Origin of the sequence: Isoptericola nanjingensis, assembly GCF_050311635.1 — a bacterium.
Classification (GTDB): Bacteria; Actinomycetota; Actinomycetes; order Actinomycetales; family Cellulomonadaceae; genus Isoptericola; species Isoptericola nanjingensis.
In genome coordinates, this window is the sequence record NZ_JBNOZL010000001.1 from 352,496 (window position 1) to 370,228 (window position 17,733).

Here is a 17,733-nt window from a genome sequence, read left to right on the forward strand (position 1 = left end):
TGGGGTGCGGCTATCGCTTCCCGACGAACCAGCCCCGCACCATCTCGACGCGCGCGGCGAGCTGGTCGGCCGTGGCCAGAGGGACCTCGGGCCCGCCGCACCGGCGACGCAGCTCGTTGTGCACGGAGCCGTGCGGGGTGCTGCTCTTGCGCGCCCACGCGGACACCAGCTTGGACAGCTCCTTGCGCAGGTCGGCGGCCCGGCGGTGCTCCGCCTCCGACTGCTCGAGCGCGGCCTCCGACGCCGTCGCGCCGCCGCGCCCGCGCACCTGCTGCGCCTGCCGCTGCCGCAGCAGCGTGGTGACCTGGTCGGCCTCGAGCAGGCCCGGCAGGCCGAGGAAGTCGAGCTCCTCCGCGGAGCCGACGTCCGCGCCCGTGCCGAACTCGCCGCCGTCGAACAGGACCCGGTCGAACGAGGCCTGCGCCTCGAGCGCCTCGAAGGAGCCGAGGAGCTCTCCCGACGCCTTCTCCTCCTTGTTCGCCGCCGCGAGGAGCGCCGCCTCGGGGTCGTACTCGATGCCCTGCTCCTCGGCGGTCTTGGGGCGGTCGAGCGCGTGGTCGCGCTCGAGCTCCATGCCGTTGGCCAGCTCGAGCAGCAGCGGCACGCTCGGCAGGAACACGGACGCCGTCTCGCCACGCTTGCGGGCCCGCACGAAGCGGCCGACCGCCTGCGCGAAGAACAGGGGCGTCGAGGTGCTGGTCGCGTACACGCCCACCGCCAGGCGCGGCACGTCCACGCCCTCGGACACCATGCGCACGGCGACCATCCACCGCGAGTCGCCCTGCGCGAACTCGTCGATGCGGGCGCTGGCGCCGTCGTCGTCGGACAGGACGACGGTCGGGCTCTGACCGGTGAGCCGGGCCAGGTGGCCCGCGTAGGCGCGCGCGTCCGTCTGGTCGGTCGCGATGACGAGGCCGCCGGCGTCGGGGACGGCGCGGCGCATCTCCGTGAGCCGCTTGTCGGCCCCGGCGAGCACCGACGGGATCCACTCGCCGTTCGGGTCCAGCGCGGTGCGCCACGCCTGGGCGTGCATGTCCTTCGTCATCGCCTCGCCGAGGCGGGCGCTGACCTCGTCGCCGGCCTTGGTGCGCCAGCGCATGTTGCCCGAGTACGTCATGAACAGCACGGGCCGCACGACGTGGTCGCGCAGCGCGTCGCCGTAGCCGTACGTGTAGTCGGCCTTGGACCGGCGGATCCCCTCGCGGTCCTCCTCGTACGTGACGAACGGGATCGGCGCGGTGTCCGACCGGAACGGCGTGCCGGTCAGCGCCAGACGGCGCGTGGCGTCCTCGAACGCCTCGCGGACGGCCTCGCCCCAGCTCAGGGCGTCGCCGCCGTGGTGCACCTCGTCGAGGATGACGAGCGTGCGCGCCGCCTCGGTCCGGGCGCGGTGCAGCGCCGGCTTGGCCGCGACCTGCGCGTACGTCAGGGCGACGCCGTCGTAGTGCGAGCCGTGCCGGCCCTGGCTGTTCTTGAACGACGGGTCGATCCGGATGCCGACGCGCGCGGCGGCGTCCGCCCACTGGTGCTTGAGGTGCTCGGTCGGCGCGACGACGGTCACGCGGCGCACGATGCCCGCCTCGAGCAGCTCCGTGGCCACGCGCAGGGCGAACGTCGTCTTGCCGGCTCCGGGCGTCGCGACCGCGAGGAAGTCCCGCGGGTCGCGGCGCCGGTACAGGTCGAGCGCCTCGGCCTGCCAGGCACGCAGGTTGGACGCCGTGCCCCAGGGCGCGCGGCGCGGGAACGCCGGGCTGAGGTGCGACGCCGCGGACGACGACGGCGACTGCGGCAGCGGCTTGACCGGTTCCGCAGCGGCGGCGAACAGATCAGGGGTGGACTCGGGCTCGGGAAGCGGCTGCGCGCTCACTTGCCGGAGTCGCCCTCGCCGCCCTCGCCGTCCTGCGGGTCGCGGAGGCCGTCGTAGATCTCCTTGCAGACCGGGCAGACCGGGAACTTCGACGGGTCACGACCCGGCACCCACACCTTGCCGCAGAGCGCGATCACGGGCTTGCCCGACAGGGCCGACTCCATGATCTTCTCCTTGCGCACGTAGTGCGCGAAGCGCTCGTGGTCGCCCGGCTCCGCGGCCTGCTCGCGGGTGTCGGGGCGCTCCAGCACGCTGGTGCCGGCCCCGGTGTCCTGCGAGGGGTCGGCGGGCGGGGTGGAGAGGGGATCGCTCATGCCGGGCAGTCTACGACGGACCCCCCGACGCTCCCCCGCCCCGCCGGCCCCCGTGCCGCGGATCCGGGCACGGATCACAGGCCCTGCCAACCAGGCTTGGAGGCGAACGTCTGGCGGTAGTAGTCGCCGAGCTGGAGCCGGGAGGCGGCCGCGTCGTCGACCAGCACCGTGGCGTGCGGGTGCAGCTGCATCACGGTGCCGGGCCACATCGCGGAGATCGGGCCCTCCACCAGCTGGTGCACCGCCTCGGCCTTCTGCCGCCCGGTGGCCAGCAGCACCAGGTGCCGTGCCTGCATGATCGTGCCCAGCCCCTGGGTGAGGCAGTGGGTGGGCACCTGCTCCACGTCGTCGTCGAAGAACCGCGCGTTGTCCACGCGAGTCTGCGCCGTGAGCGTCTTGATGCGCGTGCGCGACGCCAGCGAGGACCCCGGCTCGTTGAACGCGATGTGGCCGTCCGTGCCGATCCCCAGGATCTGCAGGTCCACCCCGCCCGCGTCCTCGATCGCCCGCTCGTACGCGGCGCACGCCGCCGGGATGTCCTCCGCGAGGCCGTCCGGCCCCGACACCTGCTCCGCGGGCCACCCGACCCGCGAGGCGATCTCCGTCTCGATCACGTTGCGGTACCGCTGCGGGTGCCCCGCGTCCAGGCCCACGTACTCGTCCAGCATGAAGCCCCGGGCCTCGGCGAACGACAGCCCGTCCTCGCGGTGACGACGCGCGAGCTCGTCGTACACCCTCAACGGGCTCGACCCCGTCGCCAGCCCCAGCACCGTGCCCGGGTTGCGGCGCAGCAGCGCCTCGATCGCGTCGGCCGCCAGCACGGCCAGCTCCTCCGCGGGGGCGATCACGACTTCCATGGGGGCTCCAGTCTCTCGGGGGCGGGATGAGGTCCATCATCCCGTCGTCGTGCCGTCATCGTGCGTGGTCCGTGCGCGGTCCGTGCGCGGTCCGCGCCGGTGCCCGCGGACGGGTCAGTCCTCGGCCACCGCCGGCGTGTTGAGCATCGGCGTGAGGCGCGCGTCGAACTCCTGCGCGAGGGTCGCGACGTCACCGCCGTCGGCGATGCGGCCGAACAGGTCCTCGTACACCCCGGCGTCCTCGATCGAGGCCCACCCGGGCGCAGGCGGGGTGAGCTTCGACGCGGCGGCCGTGCGGACCATGAGCCGGCCGTACCTGTCGCCCTTCATGAGCTCCTGGGCGTCCTCGTTCGCGGGCCCGAGCCCGGCGGCGGCGAGCTTCTCCTGGTATTCGTCGGAGAAGACGACGCGCAGCACGTCCTCGGCCAGGTCAGGGCTCGGCGACGTGGCCGAGACCGCGATGTTCGACCCGCCGGCGAAGACGGGTGCCGGGCCGCCGTCCAGGCCGGGCAGGGCGAAGATGCCGAACGTGTCGGTGTCCTTCATCCCGTCGCGCACCAGCTCGCCCTCGTCGTTGCGCACGAGGTGGCCGATCGACCACCGCGCCCACGCGGGAGCCATGATCGTGGCGGCGGCGGGCGGCGCCTCCTCGACACCGTCGTTGAGGAAGTCCCAGTACTCGACGTCCTTCTCCGTGGACGGCAGGTACGACGCGTTCTCGTACACGTCCTGCCACATCTCGAGGCCCTCGACGGTCTTCGGGTCGGACAGGGTCGAGACCCAGCCGTCGCCCTCCTTCACAGCGAGGTCTCCGCCGGCGGCGAACACCCAGGAGATGCCGTTGCGCCAGTCCTGGCCGCCCATCGCGAACCCGGCGTGGTCGTCGTCCGTGAGCGCCTTGACGGACTCGCCGAACTCGGCCAGCGTCGTCGGCTTCTCGAGCCCCGCCGCGCCCCACACGTCCTTGCGGTAGAAGACGTACCGCGAGCCGAAGTAGTACGGCAGCGCGTAGTGGCGGCCGTCGACCGACCCCGCGTCGACGAACGACTGCAGCAGCTTGTCCCCGCCCAGCTCGTCGTACAGCTCCGGCGAGATCTCGCGGAACGCGCCCGTGGTGGTGAACGTCGGGGACTGCGTGTTGCCGATCTCGACGACGTCCGGCGTGGTGGCCGGGTCCTCCAGCGCCTCGGTGAGGTCGGCGACGAGGTCGCCCCACTCCTGCTGCTCGATCGTCAGGGTGGCGCCCGGGTGCTCGTCCTCGAACTTCTGCACGAGGAACTCGCGGAGCTCCGGCGTCGTGTCCTCGCCGACCAGCCACATCGTGAGGTCCTTGTCCGGCGCTGCCGGCTCCGCCCCCGTGCCGAGCACGGAGCACCCGGTCAGCGCGACCGTGAGCAGGCCCGCGGTCACGGCCGCGGCGATGGCCCCGGTCCGGCGCGCGGTCACGACGCCACCCCGTTCAGCGGGGCACGGCCGGCGACCGTGCGCCCCACGACGGCGGCGCCGACGGCGCCCACGGGCACGCGGCCCGGGGCCAGCCGGACGCGGTCGGCCAGGTGCAGCGAGCCGAGGAACCCGGAGTCCCGCGACTCGCGGACCAGCGCGGCGCGCACGGCGTCGAGGAGAGGCTCGCCGAGCTGCGCGACGCCGCCGCCCAGCACGACGTGCTGGACGTCGACCGTGAGGACCAGCATGCGCACGGCCGCGGCCACGGCCGAGGCGTAGGCGTCGCGCGCCTCGAGCGCCGCGGGGACGCCGCGCTCCGCCGCCTCGAACAGCTCCACCGGCGCGGGGCGGCCGGTGCGGACCGGCCAGAGCCGGGCGACGGCCGTCCCGGACGCGTACAGCTCGAGGCAGCCGCGCTGCCCGCACGGGCACACGGGGCCGGACGGGTCCACCGGGACGTGCCCGATCTCGCCGGCCGCGCCGCCGAAGCCGCGCCGCAGCTCGCCGTCGAGCACGAGGCCCGCGGCCAGGCCCGTACCGAGCGCGAGGAACGCGAGGTCGACCCGCGCCCGCGGCGTGCCCGCCGCGGCGGCCTCCAGGTGCGCGGCGCCGAGCGCCGCCACGTTGAGGTCGTTCTCCAGCCCGACGGGGATGCCGCCGAGCTCGTCGCCCAGCAGCCGGGCGAGCGCCAGCGGCGAGGCGTCCACGCCCACGTTCACGGCGTGCCGCACCGTCCCGGCGGCCGGGTCGACGAGACCGGGCATGCCCACGCCCACGCCGACGACGTCCGCGAGCTCGACGCCGGCCTGCCGCGCGACGCCGCGCACGGCGCGGGCCGCGCCCGCGACGACGCCGGCGGGGCCGCGCTCGGTGGCCAGCCGGGCCTGCGCCACGGTGGCGCCGGCAGCGTCCAGCAGGACGGCGAGGGTCTTGGTCCCGCCGATGTCGAGACCGACGGTGGGGCCCGCGGGGCCCGGCGGGTTCAGGGGTGTGGCGTCGTCCACGTCAGCCCTTCACCGCCCCGGCGACCAGGCCGGACGTCATCCGGCCCTGCACGAAGAGGAAGAAGACGATCACCGGCACGGCGATGAGCGTCGAGGCCGCCATGACCTCGCCCCAATCGATGCCGCGGTTCGCCGACGCCGACAGGAAGCTGCGCAGCCAGATCGGCAGCGTCTGCCGGCTCTCGGCCGGGAGGATCACGAGCGCCGTCGTGAACTCGTTCCACGCCTGCAGGAACGCGTACACCCCGGACGCCACGAGTCCCGGCGCGAGCAGAGGGAACGTGATCCGCAGGAAGGCCTTGGTGCGTGAGAGGCCGTCGACCATGGCCGCCTCCTCGAGCTCGGCCGGGATGCCGGCGACGAAGCCGCGCAGCATCCAGATCGTGAACGGCACGAGCATCGCGGTGTACAGGACCGAGATGCCGAGCACCGAGTTGAGGCCGAGCACGGGCGCGCTCGCGCCGACGGTCGACAGCATCTTGTACTGGGCGATGAACAGGCCCTCGGCGGGCAGCATCTGGATGAACAGCACCGCCAGCACGAAGCTGGTCCGCCCGCGGAAACGCCACCGGCTGATCGCGAGGGCGGCGAGGAAGGCGAAGGCCAGGACGAGCACGATCGTCACGAGCGTGACCATGAGGCTCATCCGCAGCGCGCCGCCGAAGCCGGAGCCTGTCAGGACGCTGCCGAAGTTCGCGAGGGTGAAGTGCGTGGGCAGGAAGCTCGGCGTGTCCGCCCGCAGCCGCGCGTCGGGCGTCACGGCCGACAGCAGCATCCAGTAGACGGGGAACGCCCACACGAGGGACAGGACCACGCCCAGGGCGCCCAGCAGGATCTTGCCGACCCGCGGTCGGGGGCGGCGCGCCACCGCGGCGGCGTCGCGCACGGCGGGCGCGGCGGCCGGCGCCGCCACCCCGGTTCCGGTCTCGGTCGCGGCGGTCACGCGGCGTCCTCCTTCATGAGGCTGCGCACGTACGGCGCGGCGAGCAGCACCGTGAGCAGCAGGACGAAGATCGAGACGGCGGCGGCGCCGGAGAAGTCCTGGCTGCCGATGCCGAGCTCGTAGATGAAGTTGCCCAGCAGGTTCGTCTCGGAGATCGGGGCGCCGGCGTCCTGCAGCAGGCGGATCTGCGCGAACACGCGCAGGTCCCAGATGATCTGCAGCAGCAGCACGATGGCGAGCACCGGGCGCACCAGCGGCAGCAGGATGTGGCGCAGGATCTGCGCGGGGCTGGCGCCGTCGAGCCGGGCGGCCTCGAGGACCTCCTCGGAGACCTGCGTGAGGCCGGCGTACAGCGACATCGCCACGAACGGCACCGACATCCACACGATGACCAGGGTCGCGACGACGAAGAACGTCAGCGGCTGCGCGAGCCAGGCGTAGCCCTGGTACTGGTCGAGGCCGATCTGCACGAGCAGCCAGTTGACGACGCCGGCGCGGTAGTCGAACAGCCACCGGAAGACGGTCACCGCGGCCACGAGCGGCGTCGCCCAGGCCAGCAGGAGCACGACCTGCATGGTGATGCGCACCGCGCCGTGCACCGCCTTCATGAGCAGCGCGAGGCCGAGCCCGATGGCCACCGTGAGGAACGCGTTCACGAGGCAGAAGATCAGGGAGCGGGTCACGACGGGCAGCAGCCGCTCGTCGGAGAAGATCCGCGCGTAGTTGTCCAGCCCGGCGAAGGTGGGGGGCGCGCCGAACTGCTGCATCATCCCGTATTCCTGCAGCGAGGTCACGACCTGCCAGTACACGGGGTAACCGAGACCGACGAGGAGGATCAGCACCGCGGGGAGCAGCAGGAGGTAGGGGGTGGCCGGCTGGCGCCGACGGCGGATCGCGATGGTGGACGCGGGTGTCGCGATGGTCATGCGGTCCTCCTTCCCGGTGGTCGTGGATGACGGGCGGAGCGGTGGAGCTGGTGGGGGGACCAGCGAGGTGGCACCGCTCCGCCCGTCAGGGGTGGGGCTGAAGGGGTCAGCCCGCCTGGCCGTTGAGCATCGGCGTGAGCTTCTCGTCGTACTGCTTGGCGAGAGCCGTCACGTCACCGCCCTCGGCGATCTTCTGGAAGAGCTCCTCGTAGACCGAGGCGCCCTCCACGGCGGCCCAGCCGGGTGCGGCCGGGGTGAGCTTCGACGCCTCGGCGGTCGCCACGGCGACCTCGCCGAACTTGTCCGGGTTGCCGTCGGCGTCCACGGTCATGAGCTTGTTGAAGTCCGTGTTGGCCGGGCCCAGGCCCGCCTTGGCGAGCATCGTCTGGTACTCGTCCGAGTAGATGATCCGCAGCAGGTTCTCGGCGAGCTCCGGGTGCTGCGACTTCGCGGACACCGCGACGTTCGAGCCACCGGCGAACACGGGGGCCACGCCGCCGTCGACGCCGGGCAGGGCGAAGATGTCGAACTTCTTGTCGTCCGCCATGCCGTCGCGCACCTCCTTGCCGTCGTCACCCTTCGTCAGGTCGCCGATGGACCAGCGGGCCCAGCCCGGCGCCATGATGGTCGCGCCCTCGGGCGCGCCGCCGTCGGTGCCGTCGTTGATGAAGTCCCAGTACGCCTCGTCCTTGGCCGTCGCCGGCAGGTTCGACGCGTTCTCGAAGACGTCCTGCCACTGCTCGAGGCCCTTGACCGTGTTCGGGTCGGACAGCGTGGAGGTCCACTGGTCGCCGTCCTTGACGGCGAGCTCGCCGTCGTTCGCGAAGACCCAGGAGATGCCGTTGCGCCAGTCCTGCCCGCCCATCGCGAACCCGGACTGCTTCTTGGAGGTGAGCTCCTTGACCGAGTCGCCGAACTCCTCCAACGTCTTGGGGACCTCGAGGCCGGCCTTCTGCCAGATGTCCTTGCGGTAGAACATGTAGCGCGAGCCGTAGTAGTAGGGCAGCGCGTACTTGGTCTCGTCGATCGAGCCCGCGTCGACGAACGACTGCAGCAGCTTGTCGCCGCCCAGCTCGTCGTACAGCTCCGGCGAGATCTCGCGGAACGCGCCCGCGTAGGTGAACGTCGGCGCCTGCGTGTTGCCGATCTCGACGACGTCCGGGGTGTTGGCGGCGTCGGGCAGCGCGGTCGTGAGCTTGGTGACCAGGTCGGTCCAGTCCTGCTCCTCGATCGTCAGCGTCGAGCCGGGGTTCTCCTCGGCGAACGTGTCGACCAGGTACTTGCGCAGGTCGTCGTTGGTGTCGGCGCCGGCGAGCCACAGGGTGATGTCGCCGGCCTCGGGGGTGCCGCCGGACTCGCCGGTCCCCTCGTCGTCGGCGGGCGCGCACGCGGCGAGCGCGAGCGCCAGGGTCAGGCTCGTCGCCACGCCGGTGGCGACCACACGGGTCCTCTTCACTGGGGATTCCTCTCGATCTTTCTGGGGTCGATCCGAGCACCGCGGCGCCGGGGGCGGCGCGCGCGGTGCGGGCAGTTCGTCGGGGTCAGGAGACGCCGAGCTGGGCGGCCAGCACCAGGACGGCCGCACCGGCGAGGACGACGTCCTCGTCGAGCGTGGCCATCCGCAACCGCAGCCCGGCGGCCGTGGCCGGCATCGTGCGGTCCGTCAGGGTCTGCAGGGCGGCGGTGCGCAGCGCGCCGTCGAGCAGGTCGGCGGGGCCGCTGAGCAGCACCTCGCCGAGGTTCAGGGCGCCCACGACGGGCGCGAGCGCGACGCCGAGGGTGCGGCCGACGCCGGCGAGCGCCTCGTCGGCGGCGGCCGGGTCCAGCCCGGCGACGGCGCGGCGCAGGGCCGGTGCGGCGAGCACGGTCTCGAGGCAGCCGCGGCGCCCGCAGGCGCACGGCTCGCCGTCGTCCACGACCGTGACGTGGCCGAGCTCGCCCGCGGCGTCGGCCGAGCCGTGCACCCGGGAGCCGTCCACCATCACGCCGGCGCCCACGCCCTGCCCGACCGTGAGGACGAGCATCGAGTCGGCGGCGCCTCCGTAGGTGTACTCGCCGAGGGCGGCGGAGTTCGCGTCGTTGGCCACGTGGACAGGAAGGGCCAGCCGGTCGGTGAGGATCGCGGCCAGCGGCAGGTCGGTCCACTGCCGGTTGGGCGCCTCGACGACACGGCCGGAGTCGTCCACGACGCCCGGCGAGCCGACGCCCACCCCGATGACGGGGCGCGTGGCGGCGGAGATCAGGGTCCGCGCGAAGCGGGTGAGCAGGTCCACGAGCTCGTCGCCGACGTGGCCGGCGACCGGCAACGAGCGGCGCACGACGGCCTCGCCCGTGAGCGTCATGACCGCGCCGCGCATGACGGCGTCGTCCGACAGGTCGACGGCCACGATCTGGTAGGCGTCGGTGCGCATCCCCACGAGGATCGCGGGCTTGCCGACGCGGCGGCCCGGCTGCACGCCCAGCTCCTCGACGAGCCCCTCGGCGAGGAGGACGTTCACCAGGTCGGAGATGGTCACGCGGGTCAGGGAGGTGGCTCGTGCCAGGTCGGCCCGGGAGGTCGGCCCCTCGTGGAAGAGGTGCTGGAGCACCAGGGAGCGGTTGTGCGCCCGGGCGTGCTCGGGGAGCACCTTGGAGGTGGCTCGCAGGCCGGCACCCAGACCTCGTCGTGCTGTGCGCGTCGTCGGCGTGGACATGTTTGTTAGTACAGCGTCTTAACTAGCCCTCTGTCAATCTGCGATCTCCCGCGCGCGGGAAGGCGTGACCGGATCGTGACGGACGACCCGTGCCGGGGCCCGCGCGAGAACGACGGGACGACCTGCAGGACGACATCGGCCAAGGTCACGGTCTCGGCACGGTCGGGTCACGATCGAGCGGACCGCCCCCGGATGCGTGGCCGCCGCACCCTACGCTCGGAGCCATGCCCGCCACCCCGCGCCAGGCCCGGACCCGCCGCGCACCGCTCCGCTCGGCCCTGGCAGCGATGCTCCTGCTGGTCATGACGGCCTGCTCGTCGGGCGGCGGCGACGCAGGCGGAGCGTCCTCCGGCGTGGAGGCCGACGGCACCGTCGCTGACGTCGGCGCCCCGGAGCAGGCGGCGGACGGGGGTGCCGTCGCGGAGGGCGCCGCGGAGCCCGGCGCCGCCGCGGCCCGCGAGATCGTCACCACCGGCCGCGCGACCGTCGTCGCGGACGACCCAGCGGCGGCGGCGACGCGGCTCGCGCGACTGGTCGAGGAGGCCGGCGGCCGCGTCGAGCGACGTTCGGAGACGGCCGCCACCGACGACTCCCCGGGATCGGCGTCGCTGACCCTGAGGGTCCCCGCCGACCGGATGACCGGCGCCGTCGAGGCCCTCGACAAGCTCGGCACCGTCGAGAGCGTCGACGTGGACAGCACGGACGTCACCGGCGAGGGGCAGGACCTCGACGCCCGCATCGCCGCGCTGACGACCTCCACGGACCGGCTGCGCGAGCTCATGAAGTCCGCCGGGAGCACGGAGGACCTGCTCCAGGTGGAGCAGGAGCTGTCCGAGCGCCAGGCGGACCTCGACGCGCTCACCGCGCAGCGCCAGCGCCTGTCCGACCAGGTGGCGATGTCGACGCTCGACGTCGAGATCGTGCCCGAGCCGGTCGCCGCGGCCCAGTCGCGCGGCGGGTTCCTCGGCGGCCTCGCCTCGGGCTGGGGCGCCCTCGTCACGACGGTCCAGACGGTCGTGCTGGTGCTGGGCGTGCTGCTCCCCTGGCTCGCCCTCGGCGGGATCGGCTACCTCGGCTACCGCTGGCTGCGCAGGCGCACGCGGCCCGAGGCCGGCGCCGACGGCGGCCCGACGGACCGCCCGGGCGACGGCGGCCCCGGCGACCCGGACGCCCCGCGCCCGGCCTCGCCCGACGAGGCCCCCGAGCCGGTGCCCGCCGGCCGCTGACCGGTCGGCCGCTGCTGCGGCTCACCCCCGGCCCGGCCGCTCCCCCGGCTCCGCGCCGTCGCGTCCCTCGACCCAGCCGCCCATCCCGGCCCAGCCGGCGGCCGCGCGCTCGGCGCCGAGGTCCCGCGGCCAGCCCGCGACCCCCGGGCGCTGCTGCCAGGGCCGCGGCCCGTCGAGCGGACGGTACTCGACGCCCGCGGCGTCGAGCCGGGCGAGGTGACCGTCGCGCAGCCGCTCGTCGAACCCCGGCGCCGCGGGGTTCCACACCGCCTCCGCGAACGCGGCGAGGCGCGGGAAGGCCGCGTAGTCGACCCGCCGCGCCGAGTCGAGGTGCTCGCTCCAGAGCTGCGCCTGGGCACCCAGCACCGTGCCCGGCAGGTCGCCGGCCAGCTCGGGGCGCGCCTCCAGCAGCCCGGCCGGCAGCGGCTCGAACGCCCGCACGTCGGCGACCGTGCGCACGAAGCCGACGGGGACGGGCTCGTCGTCGCCGTCGGCGGCGCGGTGGTCGAGGTACACCTGCTGCTCGGGGGCCATCACGACGTCGTGCCCGGCCGCGAGGGCGTCCGCGGCCACGGCGTGGCCGCGCCAGCAGGTGACCACGACGTCGCGCGGCAGGTCGGGCCCGAACGCCTCGTCCCACACGACGGCGCGGCGCCCCTTCGACCGCAGGTGCTCGGCGAGCCGCGCGAGGAACCACCCGTGCAGGCGGGCCACGTCGCCCTCGCCGTCGGGCCCGACGAGGCCGAGGCCGGCGGCGCGCGCCACGATGTCGGGGCGCTCGCGCCACGCCGTCGTCGGCACCTCGTCCCCGCCGAGCGCGACGAACGGCGAGTCGAAGACCTCGCACACCTCGTCGAGCACGCCCGCGAAGAAGTCGACCGCGGCGTCGGACGGGTCGATCACGTCCTCGCTGATGCCCCAGGTGGTGCGCACCTCGTGCGTGCCGGGGCGCGCGGCCAGCTCCGGGTAGGCCGTGAGCAGCGCCTGCACGTGGCCGGGCGAGCCGATCTCGGGGACCACGGTGACGCCGCGCTCGCGCGCGTAGGCCACGATCTCCCGCAGGTCGTCGCGCGTGTAGCAGCCGCCGTGGGGCCGGCCGTCGTAGCGCTCTGCGCGCCAGGTGCCGACGCCGGACTCGTGCCGCCACGACCCCACCTCCGTGAGCCGCGGGTACCGCTCCACCTCGATCCGCCATCCCTGGTCGTCGGTGAGGTGGAGCTGCAGCACGTTGAGGTGGTGGGCGGCGGCGAGGTCGACGAAGCGCAGCACGTCCGCCTTCGGCAGGAAGTGCCGCGCCACGTCGAGCAGCACGCCGCGCCAGCCGAACCGGGGCGCGTCGTCGACGGTCACGACGGGCAGCGCGAGGGCCGCGCGGCCGGCGCGGCGGAACGCCTGGGGGCCGGCCAGCTGCCGCAGCGTCTGCGCGGCCGCGTGGGCCCCCGCGGCGGCGCCCGCCGCGACCCGCACGACGGCGTGACCGCCGCCGTCGGCGACGGTCACGCGGTAGCCGTCCGCGGGGAGGGAGGTGTCGACGCCGAAGGTCACGTCCGCGTCCGGGTCGCTCGGGCCCGTCGGCACCAGGTCCAGGCCGAATGCGTCCTCGCTCGCCCGGCGCCACCACCGGGCGGCGTCGCGCAGGTCCGGGTCGGCGGCGATGCGCGCGCCGTCGCGCAGGGCCAGCGCCTCTCCGTCGGTGCGCAGGGACACGGGGGCGGGGACGACGTCGGCGGCGTACGGCATCCGGCCACCCTAGGAAATGTTCGGGCTCCGAAGCAATGGGGTCTCCGCTCTTGGCCGGACGCACGACAGGCGGGCCACCGAGGGGTGGCCCGCCTGTTCGCAGGGGTGGAGCTGCCGGGAATCGAACCCGGGTCCGGTGGCGCTATTCGAGGACTTCTCCGGGCGCAGTCTGCTGTGATTTTCTCGGCCCCCGCACTCACGCAGACAAGGTGCGGACGGGCCCAGTCACCTAAAAGTCCCCGCCGCCCCGGTGACGAGGGCGACGAGCAGTGGCTCTCTAGATGACGTGAGCTACCGGGTCGAGAGCGATCCCGGGCTCACGGACTTCGGAGCTCGCTCAGGCGGCGAGGGCGAAGTCGGTGCGCTTGTTATCGGCACCTATAGGTTTGCAGGCAAGCGTTCACGAGATGAGCCTGCATCCTCGGCCCGCTTCTCCTCGAAGCACGACCACCGTCGAAACCGATCAGCCCCTATGCATTTGTCAAACCGGGTCTGCCGACCCCGACGGCCACAGCGAACCGTGCCGACGCCGTCCAGTCTAGTGGATCAACCACCGCGGGTGCGCTCTTATTTCCGCTGGCCGCGCAGCGAGGAGGACCCGGTCAGCCGAGCAGCTCCTGGTGCCGGATGGCGCGTTGCGCCTCGCGCATGTCCTGCTGCTCGCGCAGCGTCTGCCGCTTGTCGTACTCCTTCTTGCCGCGTGCCAGCGCAATCTCCACCTTGGCGCGGCCGTCCAGGAAGTACAGGCTCAGCGGGACGAGCGTGTGGCCCTTCTCCCGGGACTTCACGCCCAGCCGGTCGATCTCCTCGCGGTGCAGCAGCAGCTTGCGCTTGCGGCGCGGCGCGTGGTTGTTCCAGGTCCCCTGGAAGTACTCGGGGATGTGCACGTTCTCGAGCCACGCCTCACCGTTGTCGATCGCCGCGTACCCGTCGAGCAGCGACGCACGGCCCATGCGCAGCGCCTTCACCTCGGTGCCGGACAGCACGATCCCGGCCTCGACCACGTCCTCGATCACGTAGTCGTGGCGGGCCTTCTTGTTGTTCGCCACGATCGTGCGCGGGTCGCCCTGCTTCTTCTTGGCGCCCTTGGCCTTGTTGGACACGGTCTCCTCCTCCCGGGTTCGCGGTCTCGCGACGATCCAGGATACGGGAGCCTGGCGCCGCGGCCAGGGCTTTTCCTCGCCCCGCGAACGCTCGGCGGGGCGTCAGTTCAGCCAGCCGCCCATCGGGTCCGTGGTGCTGCCGTTGACGTAGACCTCGAAGTGCAGGTGGCACGCCGCCGACGTCCCCGTGGACCCGGAGTAGCCGATGATCTCGCCCTTGCCGACCTTCTCGCCCACGCTCACCGTGTCGTAGGTCAGGTGCAGGTACCGGGACATCACGTTGTCACCCCGGTACGAGCCGTGGTTGATGAGCACGTTGTTGCCGCCGCCGGACGTGTAGTGCGCCTGCTCGACGTAGCCGCTCTGGGCCGCGTAGATGGGCGTCCCGCAGTACGTGCGGATGTCGGTCCCGGCGTGCAGCCGCCAGTAGTGCAGCGTCGGGTGGAACCGCATCCCGTACGAGCTGGTCACCACGTGGTAGTTCGTCGGCCAGCCGAGGAACGGCCCGGACGAGGACGACCCCCCGCCACCGCCGCCCCCACCGCCGCCGGAGCCGCCACCGTTGCTGGAGCCGCCGCCCCCACCGCCGCCGCCGTTGCTCCGGCGCTCGGCAGCCGCCTTCTTGCGGGCCGCCTCCTCGGCCTTGCGGCGCTCCTCGGCGAGCCGGGCGTCGCGGGCCTTCTGCTTGGCGATGATGTCCTTCAGCTGCGCCTCGAGGCTCTGCTGCGCCTGCTCGTTCGCCTTGAGCTCCTCGAGGGCGTTCGCCTTCTGCGCCTCGATCGACGCCTTGAGCTTGCGCTGCTTCGAGATGAGGCGCTCGACCTCGGCCTTGCGGTCCGCGGCCTCCCGCTGCGCCTTCTCCGCGGCGACGACGTTGGCGTCGGCCTCCCGCTTGAGGTCCTCGATCGCCGACCGGATGGCGTCGAGGCGCGCCTGCTGGTTGCGGGCCACCGCCTCGGCGTCCTGCAGGTCGGTCAGGGTGCGCGCCTGGCTGCGCGCCGCCGACGACGAGACGGCGAACTCCTCGAGGAAGTCCTCGGTGGACTGGGCCCCGGTGACGATGCCCAGGGTGCTCGTGTCGTCGCCGTTGCGGTACGCCTGTCGCGCCATCTGCACGACGTCGGCGCGCGCCGCATCGACCTTGCCCTTGCCGGCCTCGATCTGGCCGGAGACGGCGGCCTCCTCTGCCTCGGCGTCGGACAGGCGCTGCGCCAGGATCGCGGCCTTGCGCCGCGCCTCCTCGAGCCGTGCCTCCGCGGCCGCCAGCTCTGCCTGCGCCACCGGGAGGCGGCCCTCGACCTCGTTGAGGTCCAGCACCGCCTGCCGGTACTTGGCGTTGGTGTCCTCGAGCTCCTCCTGCAGGCTGTCGCGCTCGCGCTCCTTCGCGCGCTGCTTCGCCTCGGCGGCGGCCCGCTGGTCGTCGATGTCGTCCGCGGCCGCCGAGCGTGCGGACACACCGGCGGACACCGTCGCCGACGTCGTCGCACCGCCCAGCACCAGGACGGCGGCCACGAGCCCGCCGACCGCGCGCCGGCCGACGCCGGGGGATGTCCTCAGGGTCGTCATCTGCGATCTCACACCCTCGTGTACCGGTTGAGCGTCACCACGGACGACACCACCGCCAGGAGCACGGCGATGCCGATGAGCAGCGGCGCGACGAACAGGACGTCTCCCACGTCCACGTACGCGACCCAGTCGACGGAGTCCTGCAGCCAGTCCGTCACCAGGTACTGCACGGCGAGCCAGAGCCCTCCCACGGCGAGCAGCGCGCCCACCAGCGCGGCGATCGCGCCCTCCAGCATGAACGGCAGCTGCACGAAGAGGTTCGACGCGCCAACCAGGCGCATGATGCCGGTCTCGCGTCGGCGCGAGACGGCGGAGAGCCGGATCGTCGTCGTGATGAGCAGCACCGCCGCGAGCAGCATCACGCCCGCGAGCCCCGCGGCCAGCAGCGACGCGCGCCCGAGCGCGAGGAACAACGGCTCGAACACCTCGCGCTGATCCTCGACGACCTCGACGCCCGCGCGACCCTCGAGGACGTCGTCGACCACCTGGTACTGCTCCGGATCGACCAGCTTGAGCCGGAACGACGCCTGCATGTCGTCCTCGGTGAGCTGGGTGCCCTGGTAGCCGTCCGGGTAGAGCTCCGTGAACGCCTCGAACGCGTCCGCCTTGCTCTCGAAGTAGGTGGCGGCGACGACGTCGGACAGCTCGGTGTCGATGACCTTCTCGAGCCCGGCGATCTGGTCCTCGGTGGCCTCGCCGTCCGCGCACGTCGGCGCGGTGGAGCCGTCCGGGCAGAGGAAGACGGAGACCTCGACGAGGTCGTACCAGTCGCCCTTGAGCTTGGTGACCTGCGTCTGCAGCAGCGCCGCCGCGCCCACGAAGGTCAGGGACACGAACGTCACGAGGACGACCGAGACCACCATCGACAGGTTGCGCCGCAGGCCCTGGAGGACCTCGGTGAGGACGAACTGGAGCCGCACCCTCAGGCCTCCCGTCCCGCGCGCACGCGCTCGTGCTCGCGCAGCACCTGCTGCACCACCTCGTCCGCGGACGCGCCCGCCGGCTCGGGAACCGAGCGCCTCGGGGCCGGGGGCGGCGCGGCCGGCGCCTCGGGGGCCACGGGACCCTGACCCTGCCCGGTCTCCTGCACGCTCTCCTGCACGATCCCCTGCTCGGTCTCGTGCGCAGCCTCCTGCGCCGCTGCTCTCGCGGCCGCCGCCTCGGCGGCCCGCTCGGCCTCGAGGTCCGCCGGCTCGGGCGAGACCTGGACGCGCTGCACCGCCCGCTCTCCGCGACCCGGGGCGTCGAGCACCGGCGTCTGCCCCACCTGCGGCAGGATCGACTCCCGCTCGCCGTAGACCGCGTCGACCTCGTCGCGCACCACCGACCCGGTCGACAGCTCGACGACGCGCTTGCGCATCTCGTTGACGATCTCGTCGTCGTGCGTGGCCATGACCACGGTGGTGCCGGTGCGGTTGATCCGGTCGAGCAGCCGCATGATGCCGAGGGACGTGGTCGGGTCGAGGTTGCCCGTCGGCTCGTCGGCCAGCAGGATCTGGGGCCGGTTGACGAACGCCCGCGCGATCGCGACACGCTGCTGCTCGCCGCCGGACAGCTCGTGCGGGAGCCGCTTCTCCTTGCCGTCGAGGCCCACCATCTCCAGCACCTCGGGCACGGTGGTGCGGATCGTGTGCCGCGGCTTGCCGATCACCTGCAGGGCGAAGGCCACGTTCTCGTAGACCGTCTTGCCGGGCAGCAGGCGGAAGTCCTGGAAGACGACGCCGATGCTGCGTCGCAGGGAGGGCACCTTCCAGCTCGACAGCCGGGACAGGTCGCGACCCGCGACGTACACGGTGCCGCCCGTGGGCCGCTCCTCGCGCAGCACGAGCCGCAGGAACGTGCTCTTGCCCGAGCCGGAGGCACCCACGAGGAAGACGAACTCACCGCGCGCGACGTCGACGGAGACGTCGTCGAGCGCGGGCCGCGCCCCTCGGGCGTAGACCTTCGAGACGTTCTCGAACCGGATCACGACGTGCCTCTCCCCTGCCAGTCGACCGTGCGGCACCCGCGACGGCACGACGTCACGTCGCACCTGGGCCGGGGCCGCC

The 17,733-nt window shown here is 73.3% G+C and carries 14 protein-coding genes, 1 other RNA gene and 1 pseudogene; 1 reads left to right on the plus strand and 15 read right to left on the minus strand.

The window, feature by feature from the left end; genetic code table 11:
- Positions 1-10 precede the first annotated feature (10 nt).
- The 9 genes from ACQP6G_RS01710 to ACQP6G_RS01750 form a co-directional block, all read right to left on the minus strand.
- Complete coding sequence (locus tag ACQP6G_RS01710) at positions 11-1,825, minus strand: DEAD/DEAH box helicase (RefSeq protein ID WP_429762690.1); 1,815 nt, start codon at positions 1,823-1,825, stop codon at positions 11-13.
- A gap of 38 nt (positions 1,826-1,863) precedes the next feature.
- Positions 1,864-2,181: a DUF3039 domain-containing protein gene (locus tag ACQP6G_RS01715; protein WP_380244530.1), complete on the minus strand. Its 318-nt coding sequence runs from the start codon at positions 2,179-2,181 to the stop codon at positions 1,864-1,866.
- Between the two features lie 74 nt (positions 2,182-2,255).
- Positions 2,256-3,038, minus strand: coding sequence for a glucosamine-6-phosphate deaminase (nagB, locus tag ACQP6G_RS01720; RefSeq protein WP_429762435.1), 783 nt, complete (start codon positions 3,036-3,038; stop codon positions 2,256-2,258).
- 114 nt (positions 3,039-3,152) lie between these two features.
- The gene (locus tag ACQP6G_RS01725; RefSeq protein WP_429762436.1) at positions 3,153-4,484 is read right to left on the minus strand and encodes an extracellular solute-binding protein; all 1,332 of its coding nucleotides are present in this window, start codon (positions 4,482-4,484) and stop codon (positions 3,153-3,155) included.
- Complete coding sequence (locus ACQP6G_RS01730; RefSeq protein WP_429762437.1) at positions 4,481-5,488, minus strand: ROK family protein; 1,008 nt, start codon at positions 5,486-5,488, stop codon at positions 4,481-4,483. The genes ACQP6G_RS01725 and ACQP6G_RS01730 overlap by 4 nt, the downstream gene beginning before the upstream one ends.
- Before the next feature lies 1 nt (position 5,489).
- Positions 5,490-6,431, minus strand: coding sequence for a carbohydrate ABC transporter permease (locus ACQP6G_RS01735; protein WP_429762438.1), 942 nt, complete (start codon positions 6,429-6,431; stop codon positions 5,490-5,492).
- Positions 6,428-7,357 (minus strand): carbohydrate ABC transporter permease, encoded by a 930-nt coding sequence (locus ACQP6G_RS01740; protein ID WP_429762439.1) that lies wholly within the window; start codon positions 7,355-7,357, stop codon positions 6,428-6,430. The genes ACQP6G_RS01735 and ACQP6G_RS01740 overlap by 4 nt, the downstream gene beginning before the upstream one ends.
- 106 nt (positions 7,358-7,463) lie before the next feature.
- A complete protein-coding gene (locus tag ACQP6G_RS01745) occupies positions 7,464-8,813 on the minus strand; it encodes an extracellular solute-binding protein (protein WP_429762440.1) in 1,350 nt (449 codons plus the stop codon).
- Positions 8,814-8,898: 85 nt separating this feature from the next.
- A complete protein-coding gene (locus ACQP6G_RS01750; protein ID WP_429762441.1) occupies positions 8,899-10,050 on the minus strand; it encodes an ROK family transcriptional regulator in 1,152 nt (383 codons plus the stop codon).
- A 224-nt stretch (positions 10,051-10,274) separates the two neighbouring features.
- On the opposite strand from ACQP6G_RS01750, the gene ACQP6G_RS01755 reads away from it, so the two are divergent.
- Positions 10,275-11,276 (plus strand): DUF4349 domain-containing protein, encoded by a 1,002-nt coding sequence (locus tag ACQP6G_RS01755; protein ID WP_429762442.1) that lies wholly within the window; start codon positions 10,275-10,277, stop codon positions 11,274-11,276.
- Positions 11,277-11,297: 21 nt separating this feature from the next.
- On the opposite strand, the gene ACQP6G_RS01760 is transcribed toward ACQP6G_RS01755, so the two are convergent.
- From ACQP6G_RS01760 to ftsE, 6 genes and pseudogenes are all read right to left on the minus strand, one after another.
- On the minus strand, positions 11,298-13,016 hold the full coding sequence (locus tag ACQP6G_RS01760) for a beta-N-acetylhexosaminidase (RefSeq protein WP_429762443.1): 1,719 nt from the start codon (positions 13,014-13,016) through the stop codon (positions 11,298-11,300).
- 103 nt (positions 13,017-13,119) lie between these two features.
- Positions 13,120-13,487: a transfer-messenger RNA gene (ssrA, locus tag ACQP6G_RS01765) on the minus strand.
- A gap of 131 nt (positions 13,488-13,618) precedes the next feature.
- Positions 13,619-14,119, minus strand: coding sequence for an SsrA-binding protein SmpB (gene smpB / locus ACQP6G_RS01770; RefSeq protein WP_429762444.1), 501 nt, complete (start codon positions 14,117-14,119; stop codon positions 13,619-13,621).
- A 102-nt stretch (positions 14,120-14,221) separates the two neighbouring features.
- Positions 14,222-15,685 carry a peptidoglycan DD-metalloendopeptidase family protein gene (locus ACQP6G_RS01775; protein ID WP_429762445.1) on the minus strand — a complete coding sequence of 488 codons (1,464 nt, stop codon included), beginning with the start codon at positions 15,683-15,685 and terminating at the stop codon, positions 14,222-14,224.
- Positions 15,686-15,693: 8 nt separating this feature from the next.
- A complete protein-coding gene (ftsX, locus tag ACQP6G_RS01780) occupies positions 15,694-16,605 on the minus strand; it encodes a permease-like cell division protein FtsX (RefSeq protein ID WP_429762446.1) in 912 nt (303 codons plus the stop codon).
- Between the two features lie 371 nt (positions 16,606-16,976).
- Positions 16,977-17,654 (minus strand): annotated as a pseudogene (ftsE, locus tag ACQP6G_RS01785) (cell division ATP-binding protein FtsE); the annotation flags it as partial.
- Between the last annotated feature and the right edge of the window lie 79 nt (positions 17,655-17,733).

Excerpts from the sequence above, each read along its gene's own strand:
- ACQP6G_RS01715 (WP_380244530.1), bottom strand. The coding sequence starts at position 2,181 with ATGAGCGATCCCCTCTCCACCCCGCCCGCCGACCCCTCGCAGGACACC.
- nagB (WP_429762435.1), bottom strand. The coding sequence starts at position 3,038 with ATGGAAGTCGTGATCGCCCCCGCGGAGGAGCTGGCCGTGCTGGCGGCC.
- ACQP6G_RS01740 (WP_429762439.1), bottom strand. The coding sequence starts at position 7,357 with ATGACCATCGCGACACCCGCGTCCACCATCGCGATCCGCCGTCGGCGC.
- ACQP6G_RS01750 (WP_429762441.1), bottom strand. The coding sequence starts at position 10,050 with ATGTCCACGCCGACGACGCGCACAGCACGACGAGGTCTGGGTGCCGGC.
- ACQP6G_RS01755 (WP_429762442.1), top strand. The coding sequence starts at position 10,275 with ATGCCCGCCACCCCGCGCCAGGCCCGGACCCGCCGCGCACCGCTCCGC.
- ACQP6G_RS01760 (WP_429762443.1), bottom strand. The coding sequence starts at position 13,016 with ATGCCGTACGCCGCCGACGTCGTCCCCGCCCCCGTGTCCCTGCGCACC.
- ACQP6G_RS01775 (WP_429762445.1), bottom strand. The coding sequence starts at position 15,685 with ATGACGACCCTGAGGACATCCCCCGGCGTCGGCCGGCGCGCGGTCGGC.